The sequence below is a fragment of the Glutamicibacter ardleyensis genome (assembly GCF_014644555.1).
GTDB lineage: Bacteria > Actinomycetota > Actinomycetes > Actinomycetales > Micrococcaceae > Glutamicibacter > Glutamicibacter bergerei.
The window spans coordinates 98,826-114,185 of sequence record NZ_BMKX01000007.1 but is presented as its reverse complement, the minus strand read 5'-3'; the positions used below and the strand labels follow the sequence as shown (position 1 = coordinate 114,185).

16 protein-coding genes are annotated in these 15,360 nt (G+C 55.1%); 12 read left to right on the top strand and 4 right to left on the bottom strand.

The genetic code is table 11. From position 1 onward, the window contains the following. Positions 1-14 precede the first annotated feature (14 nt). The 4 genes from IEX04_RS13485 (at position 15) to IEX04_RS13470 (ending at position 2,211) form a co-directional block, all read left to right on the top strand. Complete coding sequence (locus IEX04_RS13485) at positions 15-1,157, top strand: acyl-CoA dehydrogenase family protein (protein ID WP_188686286.1); 1,143 nt, start codon at positions 15-17, stop codon at positions 1,155-1,157. A 126-nt stretch (positions 1,158-1,283) separates the two neighbouring features. Further along, positions 1,284-1,481, top strand: coding sequence for a hypothetical protein (locus tag IEX04_RS13480; protein ID WP_188686272.1), 198 nt, complete (start codon positions 1,284-1,286; stop codon positions 1,479-1,481). Continuing rightward, positions 1,478-1,915, top strand: coding sequence for a hypothetical protein (locus IEX04_RS13475; RefSeq protein ID WP_188686269.1), 438 nt, complete (start codon positions 1,478-1,480; stop codon positions 1,913-1,915). Before IEX04_RS13480 ends, IEX04_RS13475 begins: the two co-directional genes overlap by 4 nt. Continuing rightward, positions 1,912-2,211: a winged helix-turn-helix domain-containing protein gene (locus tag IEX04_RS13470; protein WP_188686267.1), complete on the top strand. Its 300-nt coding sequence runs from the start codon at positions 1,912-1,914 to the stop codon at positions 2,209-2,211. Before IEX04_RS13475 ends, IEX04_RS13470 begins: the two co-directional genes overlap by 4 nt. Positions 2,212-2,215: 4 nt before the next feature. Here IEX04_RS13470 and nadE read toward each other — a convergent pair whose 3' ends face one another. Both nadE and IEX04_RS13460 read right to left on the bottom strand, forming a co-directional pair. Next, positions 2,216-3,040, bottom strand: coding sequence for an NAD(+) synthase (nadE, locus tag IEX04_RS13465; protein ID WP_096256468.1), 825 nt, complete (start codon positions 3,038-3,040; stop codon positions 2,216-2,218). Between the two features lie 94 nt (positions 3,041-3,134). After that, positions 3,135-3,569: a MarR family winged helix-turn-helix transcriptional regulator gene (locus IEX04_RS13460; protein WP_188686263.1), complete on the bottom strand. Its 435-nt coding sequence runs from the start codon at positions 3,567-3,569 to the stop codon at positions 3,135-3,137. A 246-nt stretch (positions 3,570-3,815) separates the two neighbouring features. Between IEX04_RS13460 and pyrE the strand changes: the two genes are divergently transcribed. After that, complete coding sequence (gene pyrE / locus IEX04_RS13455) at positions 3,816-4,373, top strand: orotate phosphoribosyltransferase (protein ID WP_170947861.1); 558 nt, start codon at positions 3,816-3,818, stop codon at positions 4,371-4,373. Between the two features lie 70 nt (positions 4,374-4,443). Here pyrE and IEX04_RS13450 read toward each other — a convergent pair whose 3' ends face one another. Continuing rightward, a complete protein-coding gene (locus tag IEX04_RS13450; RefSeq protein ID WP_105677726.1) occupies positions 4,444-5,436 on the bottom strand; it encodes a LacI family DNA-binding transcriptional regulator in 993 nt (330 codons plus the stop codon). 283 nt (positions 5,437-5,719) lie between these two features. On the opposite strand from IEX04_RS13450, the gene IEX04_RS13445 reads away from it, so the two are divergent. The 5 genes from IEX04_RS13445 (at position 5,720) to IEX04_RS13425 (ending at position 11,898) form a co-directional block, all read left to right on the top strand. Further along, positions 5,720-7,021: an extracellular solute-binding protein gene (locus tag IEX04_RS13445; RefSeq protein ID WP_188686262.1), complete on the top strand. Its 1,302-nt coding sequence runs from the start codon at positions 5,720-5,722 to the stop codon at positions 7,019-7,021. Positions 7,022-7,027: 6 nt separating this feature from the next. Then, positions 7,028-8,068: a carbohydrate ABC transporter permease gene (locus tag IEX04_RS13440; protein ID WP_096256303.1), complete on the top strand. Its 1,041-nt coding sequence runs from the start codon at positions 7,028-7,030 to the stop codon at positions 8,066-8,068. Beyond that, the gene (locus IEX04_RS13435; protein WP_382344034.1) at positions 8,065-8,937 is read left to right on the top strand and encodes a carbohydrate ABC transporter permease; all 873 of its coding nucleotides are present in this window, start codon (positions 8,065-8,067) and stop codon (positions 8,935-8,937) included. The genes IEX04_RS13440 and IEX04_RS13435 overlap by 4 nt, the downstream gene beginning before the upstream one ends. A gap of 49 nt (positions 8,938-8,986) precedes the next feature. Then, positions 8,987-11,317 (top strand): glycoside hydrolase family 3 N-terminal domain-containing protein, encoded by a 2,331-nt coding sequence (locus IEX04_RS13430; protein WP_188686247.1) that lies wholly within the window; start codon positions 8,987-8,989, stop codon positions 11,315-11,317. A gap of 260 nt (positions 11,318-11,577) precedes the next feature. Further along, on the top strand, positions 11,578-11,898 hold the full coding sequence (locus IEX04_RS13425; RefSeq protein WP_188686244.1) for a hypothetical protein: 321 nt from the start codon (positions 11,578-11,580) through the stop codon (positions 11,896-11,898). Positions 11,899-12,222: 324 nt separating this feature from the next. On the opposite strand, the gene IEX04_RS13420 is transcribed toward IEX04_RS13425, so the two are convergent. Beyond that, positions 12,223-13,074, bottom strand: a complete 852-nt coding sequence (locus IEX04_RS13420; RefSeq protein ID WP_096256301.1) for an HAD-IIA family hydrolase — start codon at positions 13,072-13,074, stop codon at positions 12,223-12,225. A 160-nt stretch (positions 13,075-13,234) separates the two neighbouring features. Between IEX04_RS13420 and IEX04_RS13415 the strand changes: the two genes are divergently transcribed. Together IEX04_RS13415 and IEX04_RS13410 are read left to right on the top strand one after the other, a co-directional pair. Next, positions 13,235-13,867 (top strand): TrmH family RNA methyltransferase, encoded by a 633-nt coding sequence (locus tag IEX04_RS13415; RefSeq protein ID WP_096256300.1) that lies wholly within the window; start codon positions 13,235-13,237, stop codon positions 13,865-13,867. Positions 13,868-13,983: 116 nt separating this feature from the next. Further along, the gene (locus IEX04_RS13410; RefSeq protein ID WP_188686241.1) at positions 13,984-15,336 is read left to right on the top strand and encodes a peptidoglycan DD-metalloendopeptidase family protein; all 1,353 of its coding nucleotides are present in this window, start codon (positions 13,984-13,986) and stop codon (positions 15,334-15,336) included. The last annotated feature ends 24 nt before the right edge of the window (positions 15,337-15,360 follow it).

Below are 15,360 nucleotides of genomic sequence, written 5' to 3'. Positions count from 1 at the left end.
GAAGGAGAAAACTGATGGACCTATTGGGTGTGGCACACCAACTACACGAGGCCGATCAAAAACGACTAGATCAGGTGCGTGAATTCCTACAGGAACATATTCGCCGGCAGTCGATTGAATTCTGGAATCGCGAGGAATTTCCTGCAGAACTTGTCCAAGGGTTAGCTGGTCAAGGGCTAGCCGGGCTCCAGCTAGACGGCTCCTCGCATCTTTTGCGCGGGCTGCTTCATGCGGAAATCGCGCGTGCAGACGTTTCACTGTCATCGATTGTTGGTATTCACAACGAGCTGGTGGTGGGTATGATCGACGCTCTCGGATCTGCCGAACAACGTGAACTCTGGCTCCCGAAACTTACCAAATTTCAAGCTTTTGGCGCCTTCGCCTTGACCGAGCCTGACCATGGCTCGGATATCGCCGGTGGCATTCACACCACGGTGACCCGTGAAGGTGAGGAGTATGTGCTCAACGGCGCCAAGCGTTGGATCGGCATGGGAACTCTTGCCGATTTCGCGTTAATCTGGGCAAAATGCCCTGACAGTGGTGCGGTTGGGGCATTTCTCGTAGAGAGTGACCGTCCCGGTTATAGCGCTACAAAAATTGAGAACAAGATTGGCCTGCGCATTATGCAGAATGCCGACATTGTCATGGATAACGTACGGGTTCCTTTAGAAAACAAGCTTCCTGGTGCTGTCGACTTCGCCTCGGCTAACGCCTTGCTAATGCAATCCCGTGCATGGGTCGGGTGGCAAGCGGTCGGAGCGATGTTAGCAACTTTGGATATTTGTACCGCCTACGCGAAGGAACGTCAGCAATTCGGGCAACCCATTGCTGCTTTTCAACTGGTGCAAGAACCTTTGGCCGAGATAGCGGGCAACGCTACGGCTTGCCTGTCGATGATGGTGGATGTTGCGCGCAAGCAAGAACGCGGTGAGCTAGAAACGGTTGATGCCGCGTTGGCGAAGTCGACTGCTACGCGGCTGGCTCGACGGTCGGCTTCCCTGGGACGGGCATTGCTGGGCGGCAACGGCGTTGTGACCGACTATGAGATGGCTAAAGTCTTCTGCGATGTTGAAATTATCCATACCTACGAAGGAACTTACGAGATCAATTCATTGATTGTCGGACGAGCGTTGACCGGGGTGAGCGCCTTCGTCTAACCCATAAATGTGGTGCTGGCTTGGCTAGTTGGTGGGGCTTTAGAAAGATTTTCGTGAAAGTACTTTCCAATATGGAAAGTACTTGTTAGTCTTAGAACACAAGCCCCACCAACAACGGAGAAGACAATGTTTGTTTCAAAGAAATTTTGGTTCGTCGCACTATGGTCCGTCATGACCCTCGGATGCCTGTTCATGGCAGTGTCCGGAATGGCCACTGAAGCTCCGGCGTTGGCTATTGCGGGAATGTCAGGGTTCGCAGCCATTGGAGCTTCAATTAGCGCCTACGTTCAGCAGCAGAAGCAAAATCGTAAGGCTCTGGCATGAACCGCGAACCAGAACTCAGCGCGGCGGAACAACTAGCCGCTTTCGAAAATGCGCAACGTGAGATGACCCCGGTGGCCAAACGAGGTGCCAAGCAATTAGGAATGCTTTGTGTATCCCTCGGGCTAGTGCTCGGCGTGCTGCACGGGTTGCTTCACGTGTATCACCCGGAACGTAGCCTGACCGCATTTTTTATACTTGTCGGAGCGGCCATACTGGCAATCTTCGCTTTGAGCTTTGGCTATCTCAAGGTCCGTAGTGTGCTTCCTCGCGGAATGAGTAAGGCATACTTGCTAAGCCTCTTTGCCAGCCTCGGTATTTACGCAGTGACGCTTACCCTGATCACCACGCCGATGGCTGCATTTCTGGTCGTATTGCTCGGACTGGCGGTGGCGCTGCCGTTGCTTCTCGGCGGTGTTTGGATGATGAAACGATGAGCGAGCACCCACGCACCCAGATGAACGATGACTTCACTAACCCTGTGCGACTGTCCTTGATGGCTGCACTGCAGGGAGTAGAAGAAATCGATTTTAAGACTCTGCGGGAGACTCTCGGAGTCTCCGACTCGGCCCTTTCCCGGCATATCACGGGCCTTGAAGAAAAAAGTTACCTCAAAGTCCGCAAAGGTTTTGTCGGTAAACGCCCGCGCACTTGGGTTAAACTTTCTGCGCACGGGCGTTCCAGCCTCACCGAGCATATTCAGGCGTTGCGAGCTATCACCAGCGGACTGTAACCGGCTAAGACTGCCACCAGGTATCGCGGTAGGTAGCTGGAACGGCGCGTTTGTGGCGCGAACCCAGGAAACGGGACTCGATGACTTCGGCCACCGCGGAATCTACCTCCCGACCTTCAAGATAGTCGTCAATATTGGCGTACGTCAGCCCGAGCTCGTCTTCATCACTACGTAAAGGTTGCCCACCTAATAGGTCAGCCGTTGGCTCCTTAGCCCAGAGCAATTCGGGAGCGTCCAACTGACGCAACAATGCCTGATTTTGACGTTTGTTTAGCCCGGCTAGCGGCAGCAAGTCTGCTCCACCATCACCAAATTTAGTGAAAAATCCGGTCACGGATTCGGCGGCATGGTCGGTTCCGAGCACCAAGAAGCGGCGGTCGCCGGCTAAGGCATACTGGACAATCATGCGCATCCGGGCCTTGGCGTTACCCCGATTGAAATCGGTCAGGCGAGGGTGCCCGGCATCGTCTAATGCCACATCCAAGGCACTGACCGGCTTTTCGATGTTGACTTCAAATTCTTCATCCGCGGCGACAAAAGCCATAGCTTTCATCGCATCATCGGCATCGCTTTGCACCCCATGAGGCAACCGAACCGCAATAAAGCGTGCTTCTCCGCCGGCCTCACGAATTTCCTGGACGGCTAATTGCGCCAAGCGACCAGCCAGGGTGGAATCGATTCCCCCAGAAATACCCAGTACGAAGCCCTTGGCCCGCGTCGCGGCTAGATAGTCCTTCAGGAATCCCACACGGCGGGTGATCTCCTGTGTAGGAATGATTTCAGGCATGACGCCTAGTTCTTCAATGATCTCTGCTTGCAGTTCACGCATGCCTACCATCCTAGGCAAGAGAACAAGGAGCTTGGGCTTTTAATCGGAGTCGGAACAGAAAGTTAATCTGTATTCAACATTTGGCGATTCACCATTAATCGGTTTCGGCGTCGCTCCAGCCAAAGTTCCGCGCCATCTGCTCCAGCGAGCTCACGGTCGTGGCATATTCCTCTTCGGTTAGTCCTTCACCGAACTGTGAGCGGATCCGGTCCACTAGTTCGCTGAGCTTCACCAGTGAAACGTGACCGCGTTCGGTAATTGTGTATTCACTGTCTAGGTGTGAAATCCAGCCGGATTCAACCAATTCTGCCAAATGCTCGGTGACGTTTTGAGGCTCATCCGGCGAGGCAAAAAACGGAGAAAGGCCAGAAATAAGTTTGGCTTCAGACGCCGGGTTTTGCTCCAACAGGTTTAGCACCTGCCACTGTCGGCGGGTGACGCCGTGTTCTTCTAAGGTCGCTGCAAACTGCTCGTCAATCAGCGAATCTACCAATTTCAACCAGAAACCCAAGGGGCGAGTCGCGTTCATGATCCCACCTTATCCGGGAGTTCCCGCTGGGGCTAGGGGCTATTTTTACTCAGTTACGCCAACTCAATTACGGTTCACCGAAATCAGCCTGTGTCTAGGTCTGGCGTTAGAAAAAGCGCCGAGATGACTCAGCTATGCCGCGGCGACCCATCACGCGGGGACGGCTGAGGATAGTGTGCTGGAGGAAGCGTCACATGGGATGTCGATTGCGACGCCCGGCATGCGCAGGCGACTAGAATTATGTCCATGAGCGAAACCAGCGCCCGTGAGCGACTAAAAGAACTGATCCAAGAACTTGCCATCGTACGTGGCAAGGTGACTCTGTCTTCCGGGAAGGAAGCGGACTACTACATCGATCTGCGTCGGGTCTCCTTGCAACAGGAAGCTTCCGGGCTGATTGGCGAGGTGATGTTAGACCTGCTCGACGAGGCAAAGCTTGAATTCACCAACGTCGGTGGCTTGACCATGGGAGCGGATCCGGTAGGAACCGCCATCATGCATACCGCACGCAATCAGGGACGTAAACTCGACGCGTTCGTGGTGCGCAAGGCACAGAAGTCCTACGGCATGGGCCGTCAGGTTGAAGGTCCCAGCGTTGATGGTCAGGACGTGATCGTGCTGGAAGATACTTCAACCACCGGCGGATCCGCATTGACCGCCGTTGAGGGTGTACGCAAAGCCGGCGGAAACGTCATTGCCGTCGCGGTAATCGTTGACCGTGACACCGGCGCGAAAGAACGTATCGAAGCCGAAGCTGGCGTGCCTTACCTGTTCGCCTATGGGAAGACCGAGTTGGGGCTCTAGAGCCTACTAATCATCTGGCCTCGTCCGAAGTTCACCAGCTTAGGACGAGGCCAGACGTTTAATATCGAGTTTAGGGTTGTGGCGCAGTGGCCGTCGACTCGCGTGGGATCAGGGATGCGGGCATCTGCGCTGGTTGCGTGACTTCTTCGCCGGCCAACATGCTCAACAGTAGGGTCACCGCGGTGGCTCCCATCTCATGCATAGGCTGACGTACCGTGCTCAGTGTGGGCTTTGATTGGGCTGCCTCGGGAATGTCGTCAAAACCGATGACCGATAAATCATTGGGAACATTTAGTCCCAGGCTTTTGGCCGTTTCAATAGCCGAAAGTGCCGAGAGGTCATTGGCGGCAAAGATTGCGGTGGGCGGTTGCGGAAGCGTCAATAAATCGGTGGCGGCTATTGCCGCCAGATCTCGTTGATAGTCGCCGTCATGGACCAGTTGTGGGTCATAGGATATTCCCGCATCCTGTAGTGCTTGGCGGTATCCGGACTCGCGCAAGTGTGCAGATTTAAGGTCTGAACGTCCCTTGATATGACCAATGCGCCGGTGTCCAAGGGAGATCAGATGCTCGGTCGCAGTTTTGGCTCCGCCGAAGTTATCTACATCGATGGCCGCCGGACCACTCGTGCCGGCGTGTGGGTCAATAGCGATCACCGGAACCGAACTATGTGGGATCTCGACGGTGGGCGTGACGATAATGGCGCCGTCGATGAGCGTCCCGCCGAGTCGGGATAGTGAGCGGTGTTCCCAGCCGGCTCGGCCGCCCGGAGCGAGGTTGCCAGCGTAGGCCATGAGGTCGTACTGGGTGCCGCGAAGTGTTGCCGAAATTCCGTTGAGTAATTCCAATGCGAATGGCTCAAATTCGGCGACCAAGATCCCGATGATGTTAGTTCGACTGCTGCGCAAAGACGAAGCAACAAGAGAAGTTTCATAGCCCAGCTCGGCAATGACCTGCAGAACACGCTCCATGGTGCTCGGTGCTACGCCATAACGTGCGTTGACTACTTTAGACACGGTGGAGACAGAGACCCCGGCCGCCTGCGCAACATCATTAATGGTCACGCGGTTCGTTGTACTTTGAGACAGGGCAGAGCCAGGCGATTGTTCAGGGATGCCGGAGACTTCAGCCGATGGGGTTATCACTCGGCCTACGCTACCTCACGCTAAGGCGCGATTCCCACTAGGAAACTCGGTCTGGAGTTATAAAAACTTATATTTCGACATCGTTTTCGAAAACGTTATCGAAAACGATTGACATGACTTGCGTCACGGTGACATTCTTGGGTGAGCCAGACCGTCCGACACCGCATGGAGCGGGTCGCCCAACACACTTGAGGAGTCCACTATGGATCTTGGAAAAAGAGGATTAGGAATTCTTGCGTTGCTCGCCAGCACCGCACTGTTGGCCAGCGGTTGTTCGGGCGGAGGGGGAACCAACGACGCCGCTGCTGCCGGTGAAGACAAGACCATCACCTGGTGGCACAACTCCAATAATGGTGAAGGCAAGGCCTACTACGAGAAGGTAGCCGACGATTTCGAAGCCGCCCATGAGGGAGTAACCGTCGAGGTCAGCGCGATGCAGCACGAAGACATGCTCACCAAGCTCGATGCGGCATTCCAAAGTGGTGATGCTCCGGACGTCTACATGGAACGCGGCGGCGGTGAGCTGGCGGGCCACGTTGAAGCAGGCCTAACCCGTGACCTCAGCGAGCTGGCCACGGACGAGATTTCCATGATTGGTGGAAACATTGCCGGCTGGCAGGTCGACGGGAAAACCTACGCGCTGCCATACTCGGTGGGCCTGGCCGGATTCTGGTACAACAAGGCACTGTTCAAAGAAGCGGGAATTTCTAACCCACCACAGACCATGGATGAATGGATGGACGCGGTCAAAAAGCTGAAAGCAGCGGGAATTGATCCGGTATCGGTCGGTGCGGGAGATAAGTGGCCGGCCGCCCACTACTGGTACTACTCGGTACTTCGTGAATGCTCCCAAGAGGTACTCAACGCCTCGGTCAAGAACCTGGAATTTGATGACCAGTGCTTCGTCAAGGCCGGCGAAGATGTCAAAAAGGTCATTGATTCAGAGCCATTTAATCCCGGATTCCTTTCCACTCCGGCACAGTCCGGCCCAACCTCAGCCTCAGGCCTGCTAGCTACCGAACGAGTAGCCATGGAATTGGCGGGCCACTGGGAACCGGGCATTATGCAGGGACTCACCGAAGACGGTAAAGGTCTGGGTGATGACACCGGATGGTTCCCATTCCCAACAATTGACGGCGGTGCCGGAGCGCAGGATGCACAGCTCGGCGGCGGCGACGCATGGGGTGTTTCGCAAGACGCTCCGGACGAAGCAGTCGACTTCGTCAAGTACCTGCTCTCCGATAGCGTGCAGCAAGGCTTCGCGAAGCTAGATATGGGACTGCCTACTAACCCGGCGGCCAATGACTCAGTGGCAGACCCGGCCCTCGCCTCGCTGCTCAAGGCCCGCGATGAATCCCCTTACGTTCAGCTGTACTTCGACACCGCTTTCGGCGCCTCCGTTGGTGGAGCGATGAATGACGAAATCGCGTTGCTCTTTGCCGGACAGTCCTCACCAGCAGACATCGTCGCTAAGAGCCAAGACGCCGCAAATATGGAGAAGTGATTCTCGGTGACAGAAGGGGTCAAAGTCGTTTCTGCCACCGTACCGGCCAGGCAGAGCACGGCTGCCGAAGCTCGGCCGCGGAACACCGCGGCCGAGCGTGGGAGCCGATCGCCAAAACGAAAACTACGCGCGCCGGCGGATAAGCGAAAAAACCTGGAGATCCTGTTCTTCGTCACTCCAGCGTTGTTGCTCATCGCGATGTTTATGTTGGTGCCGATCATTCAAGCGGTGCGGTTCTCCGTCTATAACTGGAAAGGATTCGGACCGCTTGTAGACTTCGTCGGCCTGCAGAACTACGTCAGGGTGCTACAAAACGAGGTCTTCACCGACGCTTTAGTGCATAACCTGGTCATCATTGCCGGATCGATCATCATCCAGCTGCCGCTGGGGTTGGCGATCGCGTTGTTGCTCAACCGCAAGATGAAGATTCAAGGGTTGCTGCGCACCATCATCTTCGTACCTTACGTATTGTCCGAAGTAATCGCCGGCGTCGTATGGTTCCAGCTCTTGCAGCCACAGTACGGGTTGATCGATACCGTATTGGCTAAACTCGGCATTCAGGGTCCTGCGCAAGGTTGGCTAGGTACGCCAGACCTGGCGCTGTGGACTGTGCTCATCGTGTTGACCTGGAAATATCTAGGTCTCGCGGTGATTCTGTTCCTTGCTGGACTGCAAGGGGTGCCGGATGAACTCTATGAGGCTGCGCAAATTGATGGAGCCTCATGGTGGCAAATCCAACGCAAAATCACCATCCCATTGCTGGGGCCAACCCTGCGCACCTGGGGTTTCCTCTCGATGGTCGGTTCCTTGCAGCTCTTTGACATGGTCTGGATTCTTACCGGCGGCGGGCCAGCAAATTCCACGACAACGATGGCCACATTCCTCGTATCTGAGGGAACCAAACGACAGAACTTCGGCGTCGCTTCGGCTGCATCGGTGATCTTGTTTATCGTTGCGCTGATTCTCGCCGTCTCTTATCAGCAGTTCATCCTCAAACGCGATACTCAGCCCGATACTTCGCGTAAGCGAAAGAAGGTGCGTCGATGAGCACTGCAACAACCTCAATAAAACCCGCTATGAAGACCAAAAAATCTCAGGGTAAATATGGTGGAAACGTACTTGTGTACGCGCTTTCCCTAGCAGTGGTAGCACTGACCCTAGGGCCGGTGCTTTATGGGGTACTTGGTGGGTTTCGTACCAATGCGCAGCTAGCCCAAGCGCCCGCGGCACTACCGGAACCATGGGTACTGAGCAATTACACCGGGGTACTAAACAACCCAGAATTCTGGCGTTATGCCCTGAACTCTACGATGATCGCGGTGCTCACCACGGTGATTGTGGTGGTTTTTGGAATCATGGCGGCCTACCCATTGGCGCGGTACCAGTTCAGGCTTCGCGAACCGATCTTCATGGTCTTCGTGCTGGGCCTGCTCTTTCCCGCCACGGTGGCAATCGTTCCGTTATTTATCCTGATCTCCCGAGATTTGAACCTAGGCAATACCTGGTGGGGCGTCGCCTTGCCGCAGGCAGCGTTCGCACTACCGATGACGATAGTCATCCTGCGCCCCTTCTTGATCGCGTTGCCTCAAGAACTAGAAGAAGCGGCCCAGCTGGATGGAACCAGTCGCATCGGTTTTTTCTGGCGCATCTTATTGCCGCTATCTGGCCCGGGCATGGTCACCGTAGGCGTACTCGCCTTCGTGGGCTCGTGGAATGCCTACCTGCTACCGCTGTTGCTACTCCAAGGTGAGATGCGCACCCTCCCGTTGGGCGTCGCAGACTTCTCGACCGAGCACTCTGCAGATACCGCAGGAGTCTTTGCCTTCACCACCTTGGCCATGATCCCCGCGCTGATTTTCTTCCTCGCCATGCAGCGCCGCATTGTCAGCGGCCTGCAAGGAGCAGTCAAAGGCTAAGGCCTCGCGGAAACACTTTTCGGGCTAATGCCCAGTACTAAGGACCAAAATGAACATCGCAGAAAGCACGTGGCGTAACGCTGCACTGTCCATCGCAGAACGAGTCGACGCGCTGATGGGCGAAATGACCATCGAAGAAAAAGTGAGCCAACTTGGTTCCTATTGGATTCGCCCCCAAGAAGACAACGACTCTGGCGAGGGAAACGTTGCACCCATGGAAGACACCTTCGTTGATGGGGTGAGTTTCACCGAAGAAATTCAGGATGGTCTGGGACAGATCACTAGGGCCTTCGGATCGTTTCCAGTGACCCCGGCTGAAGGACGCGACAAGCTGGCACAGATGCAGCGCGAGGTGACCGCAGCCAACCGCTTCGGTATTCCAGCTTTAGCGCATGAAGAATGCCTGACCGGGTTCACCACCATGGCGGCAACTTGTTACCCAGCGTCGATCGCTTGGGGTGCAAGCTTTGACCCGGCTCTAGTGAATAAGATGGCGCATCTTATTGGCCAAGATATGAAAAAAATGGGTGTTCATCTCGGTCTGTCTCCGGTCTTAGACGTGGTCAGGGACTACCGATGGGGCCGTGTGGAGGAAACCATGGGGGAGGACCCACACCTGGTCGCCGAGTTGGGAACTGCCTATGTGCGGGGGCTACAGTCTGGCGGCGTCCATGCGACGCTGAAACATTTTGCCGGATACGCAGCATCCAAAGCCGGTCGCAATCACGCACCGGTTTCCATGGGAGTGCGTGAACAGGAAGACGTTGTCTTTCCACCCTTCGAACGAGCCATCCGAGAAGGAAAAGTTCATTCGGTAATGAACTCCTACTCGGATCTTGATGGCGAAGCGCCGGCAGCGAGTCATCGCTTATTGACGCAGATCCTGCGCGAACGGTGGGGTTTTGAAGGTACTGTAGTTTCCGATTACTGGTCGATCAGCTTCTTGCAGGGAATGCATCAGGTTGCCGAAACCTTGAATGATGCCGGAATCATTTCGCTATCTGCCGGGATGGATGTGGAACTTCCCGAAACCAACGCCTTCCGTAATCTGGGCCGCGCAGTTGCCGAAGGAAAACTAGAGCCCAGCATCCTCGATGAAGCCGTACGTCGAGTACTCACGCAGAAAGCTCAGCTGGGACTGTTGGACTCCGAGTGGTCCCCCGAAGCACAGTGGGCTGGGTCCGACGTTGACTTGGACTCATCAGAGAATCGAGCCCACGCACGAAAAATGGCCGAAGAGTCCATCGTGCTGCTGAAAAACGAGGGAGTTCTTCCCTTGAAAAACCACGCATCGGTAGCCGTCATTGGGCCATCGGCCAGCCAACCGCGAACTCATCTAGGCTGTTACTCCTTTACGAATCATGTGCACTCACGGTATGCCGCAGATGATGATCATGGAATTGCGATGCAATCTATCCTCGAAGCGCTCCGCGACGAACCGGCTCTCAGCGATAGTCGCTTCAACTATGAGCGTGGCGTCGATTTTACGCATCCAGATGTTAGCGGCATCGACGCTGCGGTAGAAGCAGCCCGCGCTGCAGACATTGCGGTAGTGACGGTGGGAGATCTGGCTGGACTCTTTGGCCGGGGAACTTCCGGCGAAGGTTGCGACGTGGTGGATCTAGCTCTGCCCGGCAAACAAGTCGAGCTAGTCGAAGCGGTACTTGCCACCGGAACACCGACGGTACTGGTGCTGGTCACTGGCCGTCCCTATTCCTTAGGGCAGTTCGAGTCTCGGGTTAAGGCCGTCGTGCAGGCATTTATGCCTGGTGTTGAAGGCGGCCCGGCTCTCGCATCTGTACTCAGCGGCGCGGTTAACCCGTCGGGGAAGCTGCCTGTGCAGATACCGGACCACCTCGGTGGCCAGCCCGGAACATATCTCACCGGACAGCTCGGCTGGAATAACGACGGCGTATCGAACCTTGATCCGCGACCGCTCTACCCGTTTGGACATGGAGGTTCATATACGAACTTTGAGCTCAAAGATCTGGAATTATCAACCACCGAAATTTCCTCGGATGCCGCAGTACTCATCAGCGCAACAGTCTCTAACATTGGTGATCGAGATGGTGCCGAAGTAGTGCAGCTTTATCTTGATGACAAGGTGTCACAAGTAGTTCGCCCACGGCTCTGGCTCGCCGGCTTCGCCAAGGTCCGATTGGCTGCCGGGGAATCGAAGCGGGTGGAATTTGAACTACACGCGGAACGTACTTCCTTTACCGGAGTATCCGGGCAGCGTGTGGTGGAACCAGGAGTGTTCGGCGTGCGCGTCGGTTCCAGCAGTGAGGACCTGCCGTTGGCAGCAGAATTCCGAATTACTGGGCCATTGCGCGAGGTCCCCGAAGGTCGAATAATGGATACCCCTGTCAGGGTTAAATAAGAGTACTTCCGCTGTGTCCATTCATACGTGAAGGCCACGTCCCACCCAGTGTCTCTGCGTTGGGTGGAACGTGGCCTTGCTAGTATTTATCGGCTTTCTAAACCGGGACACTTGGGAATCCATGTCAGCGAGATGTTCGAGGAAACTGCACCACCATTTTGGATGCGGTACAGGCTTAGGTGGGCATGAGTCAGGGAAAGATGATCGAGATTGTCTGGGACTACATTTCATGACATAGATACAAGCTGATTCGTGCAGAGATGGCGCAAGAACCAACCTTGCAAGATATTTATTTGATCAGTTTTGTGGCGTACGCATCGGACCAAAACCCGTTTGAACATGTCTGGAACGATGCGAAAAACGTGATCAATAACAGGCAGCGTGATGTTTTTGAGCCCGCTGTTGCACCGTTTGAAGCGCAGGTGCGTTCGACGGTTTTGACTACAAAGTCTGATTTGGTAGCGACTTCTCTTGAAAGTTGGAACCATATCAGAGGTGAAAGAGAGTATTGCCGACAGCTCAATTCGTCTCAAATGAATTCAACTTTTCGCCGGTATAAAGAAAATGTCAGTAAATCTTGACCGTATATATCGGCGTAGCCCGTAGCCGAGCTCCGTGCGCGGTCGTACTGGTGGAGTCTTAGATTTTGAACTTCATAAGAAGTGATTTGACGGTCACCGGCCGAGCGTCTGATTCCGTTAGAAAATATCGATGACGTGATTATTGCTGCTCTTCATCGAGGCAGAGATAACTAAAACGGCGCACCCCTTGAAGCGGCGACAGGCCTGTATCAGGGCGCAGACTCGAATTCTGCAAGGTCAATTGGAGAAGACGACCCTCTGTATCGGGGTATCTCGATACAGAGGGCCAAATTCTCAGTTTCTAATACGGCTTAGATTTTGTGCTTAGTCCTTGGAAGGCTTCGCGTCCTTCGTTGAGCCATTGCCTCCGTCGGCAACCAGTTCAGCGTGAATGTTCGCCACCGATGAGAACTGGAGGTCTGGACGGAATGGGAAGGTATCAACGTCACTGGCCGAGGTAATGCCGGTGTGAACCAGTGCGGTCAACAGGCCTGCTTCCATGCCCGCGATAATGTCGGTATCCATACGGTCACCGATCATCGCAGTGGTTTCCGAATGTGCGTCGATTCGGTTCAACGCCGAACGGAACATCATAGGGTTTGGCTTGCCCACCACATATGGCTCGCGGTTGGTTGCGCGGGTGATTAGTGCGGCCACGGCACCTGTTGCTGGTAAGAGGCCCTCAGCCGAGGGGCCAGTCGCATCCGGGTTGGTGGCGATAAAGCGCGCTCCACCTTCGATTAACCGAATTGCTTTGGTGATGGCCTCGAAGGAGTAGGTGCGAGTTTCACCAAGAACCACGTAGTCCGGCTTCTGGTCCGTCATGATGAACCCGGCGTCGTGCAAGGCGGTGGTCAGTCCGGCTTCACCGATAACGAACGCGCGTCCACCGGGACGCTGGCGAGCAAGGAATTCTGCCGTTGCTAATGCCGAGGTCCAGATGTTCTGCTCCGGAACGTCTAGTCCGGAGGCCAGTAGGCGAGCACGCAGGTCACGTGGGGTGTAGATGGAGTTGTTTGTCAGCACCAAGAAGCGCAAGTCATTATCGCGCCAGTACTTCATGAGCTCGGCGGCACCCTTGATGGCCTGATTTTCGTGGACTAATACGCCGTCCATGTCGGTCAGCCAGGTTTTGATGTCGTGAATAGTGCGTGCGGCACGAGTTACGGTCGTCACGAGGTGTTATTCCTCCTTGGGCAGTGATGGTGGGACGTATCGTCATCGATCAACTTCCCTGATGTTTAAAGCCTACACAGCAAACAACAAGAACGCCGTGAACGTGGACACCTCGCAGAACAACTACCCTTAAAGGGTGAACGAAGAATCTGTTGAACCCATGGTAGACCCAGCAGCTGCACACATCATTGGTGTCGGCCCCTGGGAAGGAGAGCTACCCACCGAAACGCACTACGACCCCGAGCTATTGGCGGAGGGCGATAAGCGCAACGTTGCCGACAAGTACCGGTACTGGTCAATGGACGCGATCATTGCAGATCTTGACGAACGCCGCCACGATTTTCATATCGCTATCGAAAACTGGCAACACGATATGAACATTGGCACCGTGGTGCGCTCGGCTAATGCGTTCCTCGCCAAGGAAGTGCATATTATTGGCCGTCGACGCTGGAACCGCCGCGGAGCGATGGTCACCGATCGTTACCAACACGTACGCCACCATGCCACCGTGGATGAATTTGTAACCTGGGCCGAGGGAGAAGGGCTGACAATTATCGGGATTGACATCTTCCCCGACTCTGTCCCGCTAGAAACCTATGATCTGCCGCGAAACTGCGTTCTGGTCTTCGGTCAAGAAGGTCCAGGGCTTAGCCCCGAGGTGCACGCGGCAGCAAAAGACACACTTTCAATAGAGCAGTTCGGTTCAACTCGTTCGATAAATGCTGCCTCAGCAGCTGGGATAGCTATGCACGCGTGGGTTCGCCGGCACGTCTTTGGGCAACGTATAAGTTAACAAAAGTCTAAACATCTGATTTTTAAGCAGAAGTTTACTCGAGCATCTGGATTAGTTGCCGAATTCAGCTTAGGCTAGGCCTTGGTTATGCATTCGTGATCTGGGAGCGGCTTGTAGTGAAACGGCGACATCAGGTAAACCACGACCTACTACTTATCGGATTACCCCGAAAAAGGAAACGTCTGGTCGTATGGGCTACCTCTGTGGTGGCCGCTATAGGACTCACCGGAGCGCTCGCAATTCCTATCGTTGCGCAGACAGCAGATAACCGTCAGGGCAATATGCCCATTGCAATCGACGCAAACGCCGAACAGGCAAATTTCAGCAATTCGGTTTATGTCAGTCAAGATGCACCTTTGAACGCTTTCGGCGGATCGGGACATGCGCTTGCCATTGATGGTCGCCCGCTAGGCATGGTTGAGGGAGCGGCGGAATCTTCCGAAGAAGCAGAATCCGAAACTGAGACGGCATTGTTGGCCGGAGCCGTAGGCGCCATTGGTCAGCTACCCGGTGGCTTGCAACTCATGCATCCGGTCCCAACCCGCCGTATCTCCAGCCCTTACGGCTGGCGCAGCAACCCTACCGGTGCTGGAAATCAGATCCACATCGGTCAGGACTACCCAATTTCTTGCGGTTCCCCTGTTTACGCCAGTGAAGCCGGACGGGTTATTGTCTCCGGTTGGCACGGGCACTCGGGTATGCGCGTGACCATTGATCACGGAAACAACGTGCAGACCGGCTACAGTCACAACTCAAAGCTAGTCGCCAAGATTGGCCAAGAGGTCAAGCAGGGTGAACTGATCGCGCTCGCCGGTACTACCGGGAACTCGACCGGCTGCCACGTACACTTCGAGGTCATTGTTGATGGCCGTTGGCACGATCCACGTAACTACCTTCCAAATATTGCCGGACAGCCAAACGCAATGATCGATTCGACTCGTCTGACGGTCAACTCGAACAGTGCGCCTAAGGGCAACGGTTCAAACGGTCCACAGTCTCAGGCTCCAAACCGCGACCAGGGCGCGAACCCTGACGTGGTGGTACCAGAGAACGACACCCCAGTGGTGCCAAAGCCTAAACCTAAGCCACGGCCAAGCGATTCGCACTCGCCGTCGCCGACTGAGTCTAAGTCCCCGTCGCCGAGCGATTCGAATACGCCATCGCCTACCGATACCAAGTCGCCTTCGCCGACTGACTCAAAAACTCCGTCACCAACCGATGGCACTAAGGATCCTTCGGCGCCGGAAGGCTCGGAGTCTCAAACGGACGGTACCGATACACCGAAGCCTTCGACGCCGAAGACGGAAGCGCCTGTACCTTCGGCACCTGAGACGGAGAAGACAGCCCCTGAGCCTCCAGTAGCGCCGCCATCAGACTCGAAATCTAGTGGATCTAAGAGCCCTGTAGCTCCAGAATCCACGGGTTCCGCAAGCAATAATGTGCAGACCTCGGAGTCTGAAAGTAAGTAGCAAGTGAGCGTATACCGCGGGTGT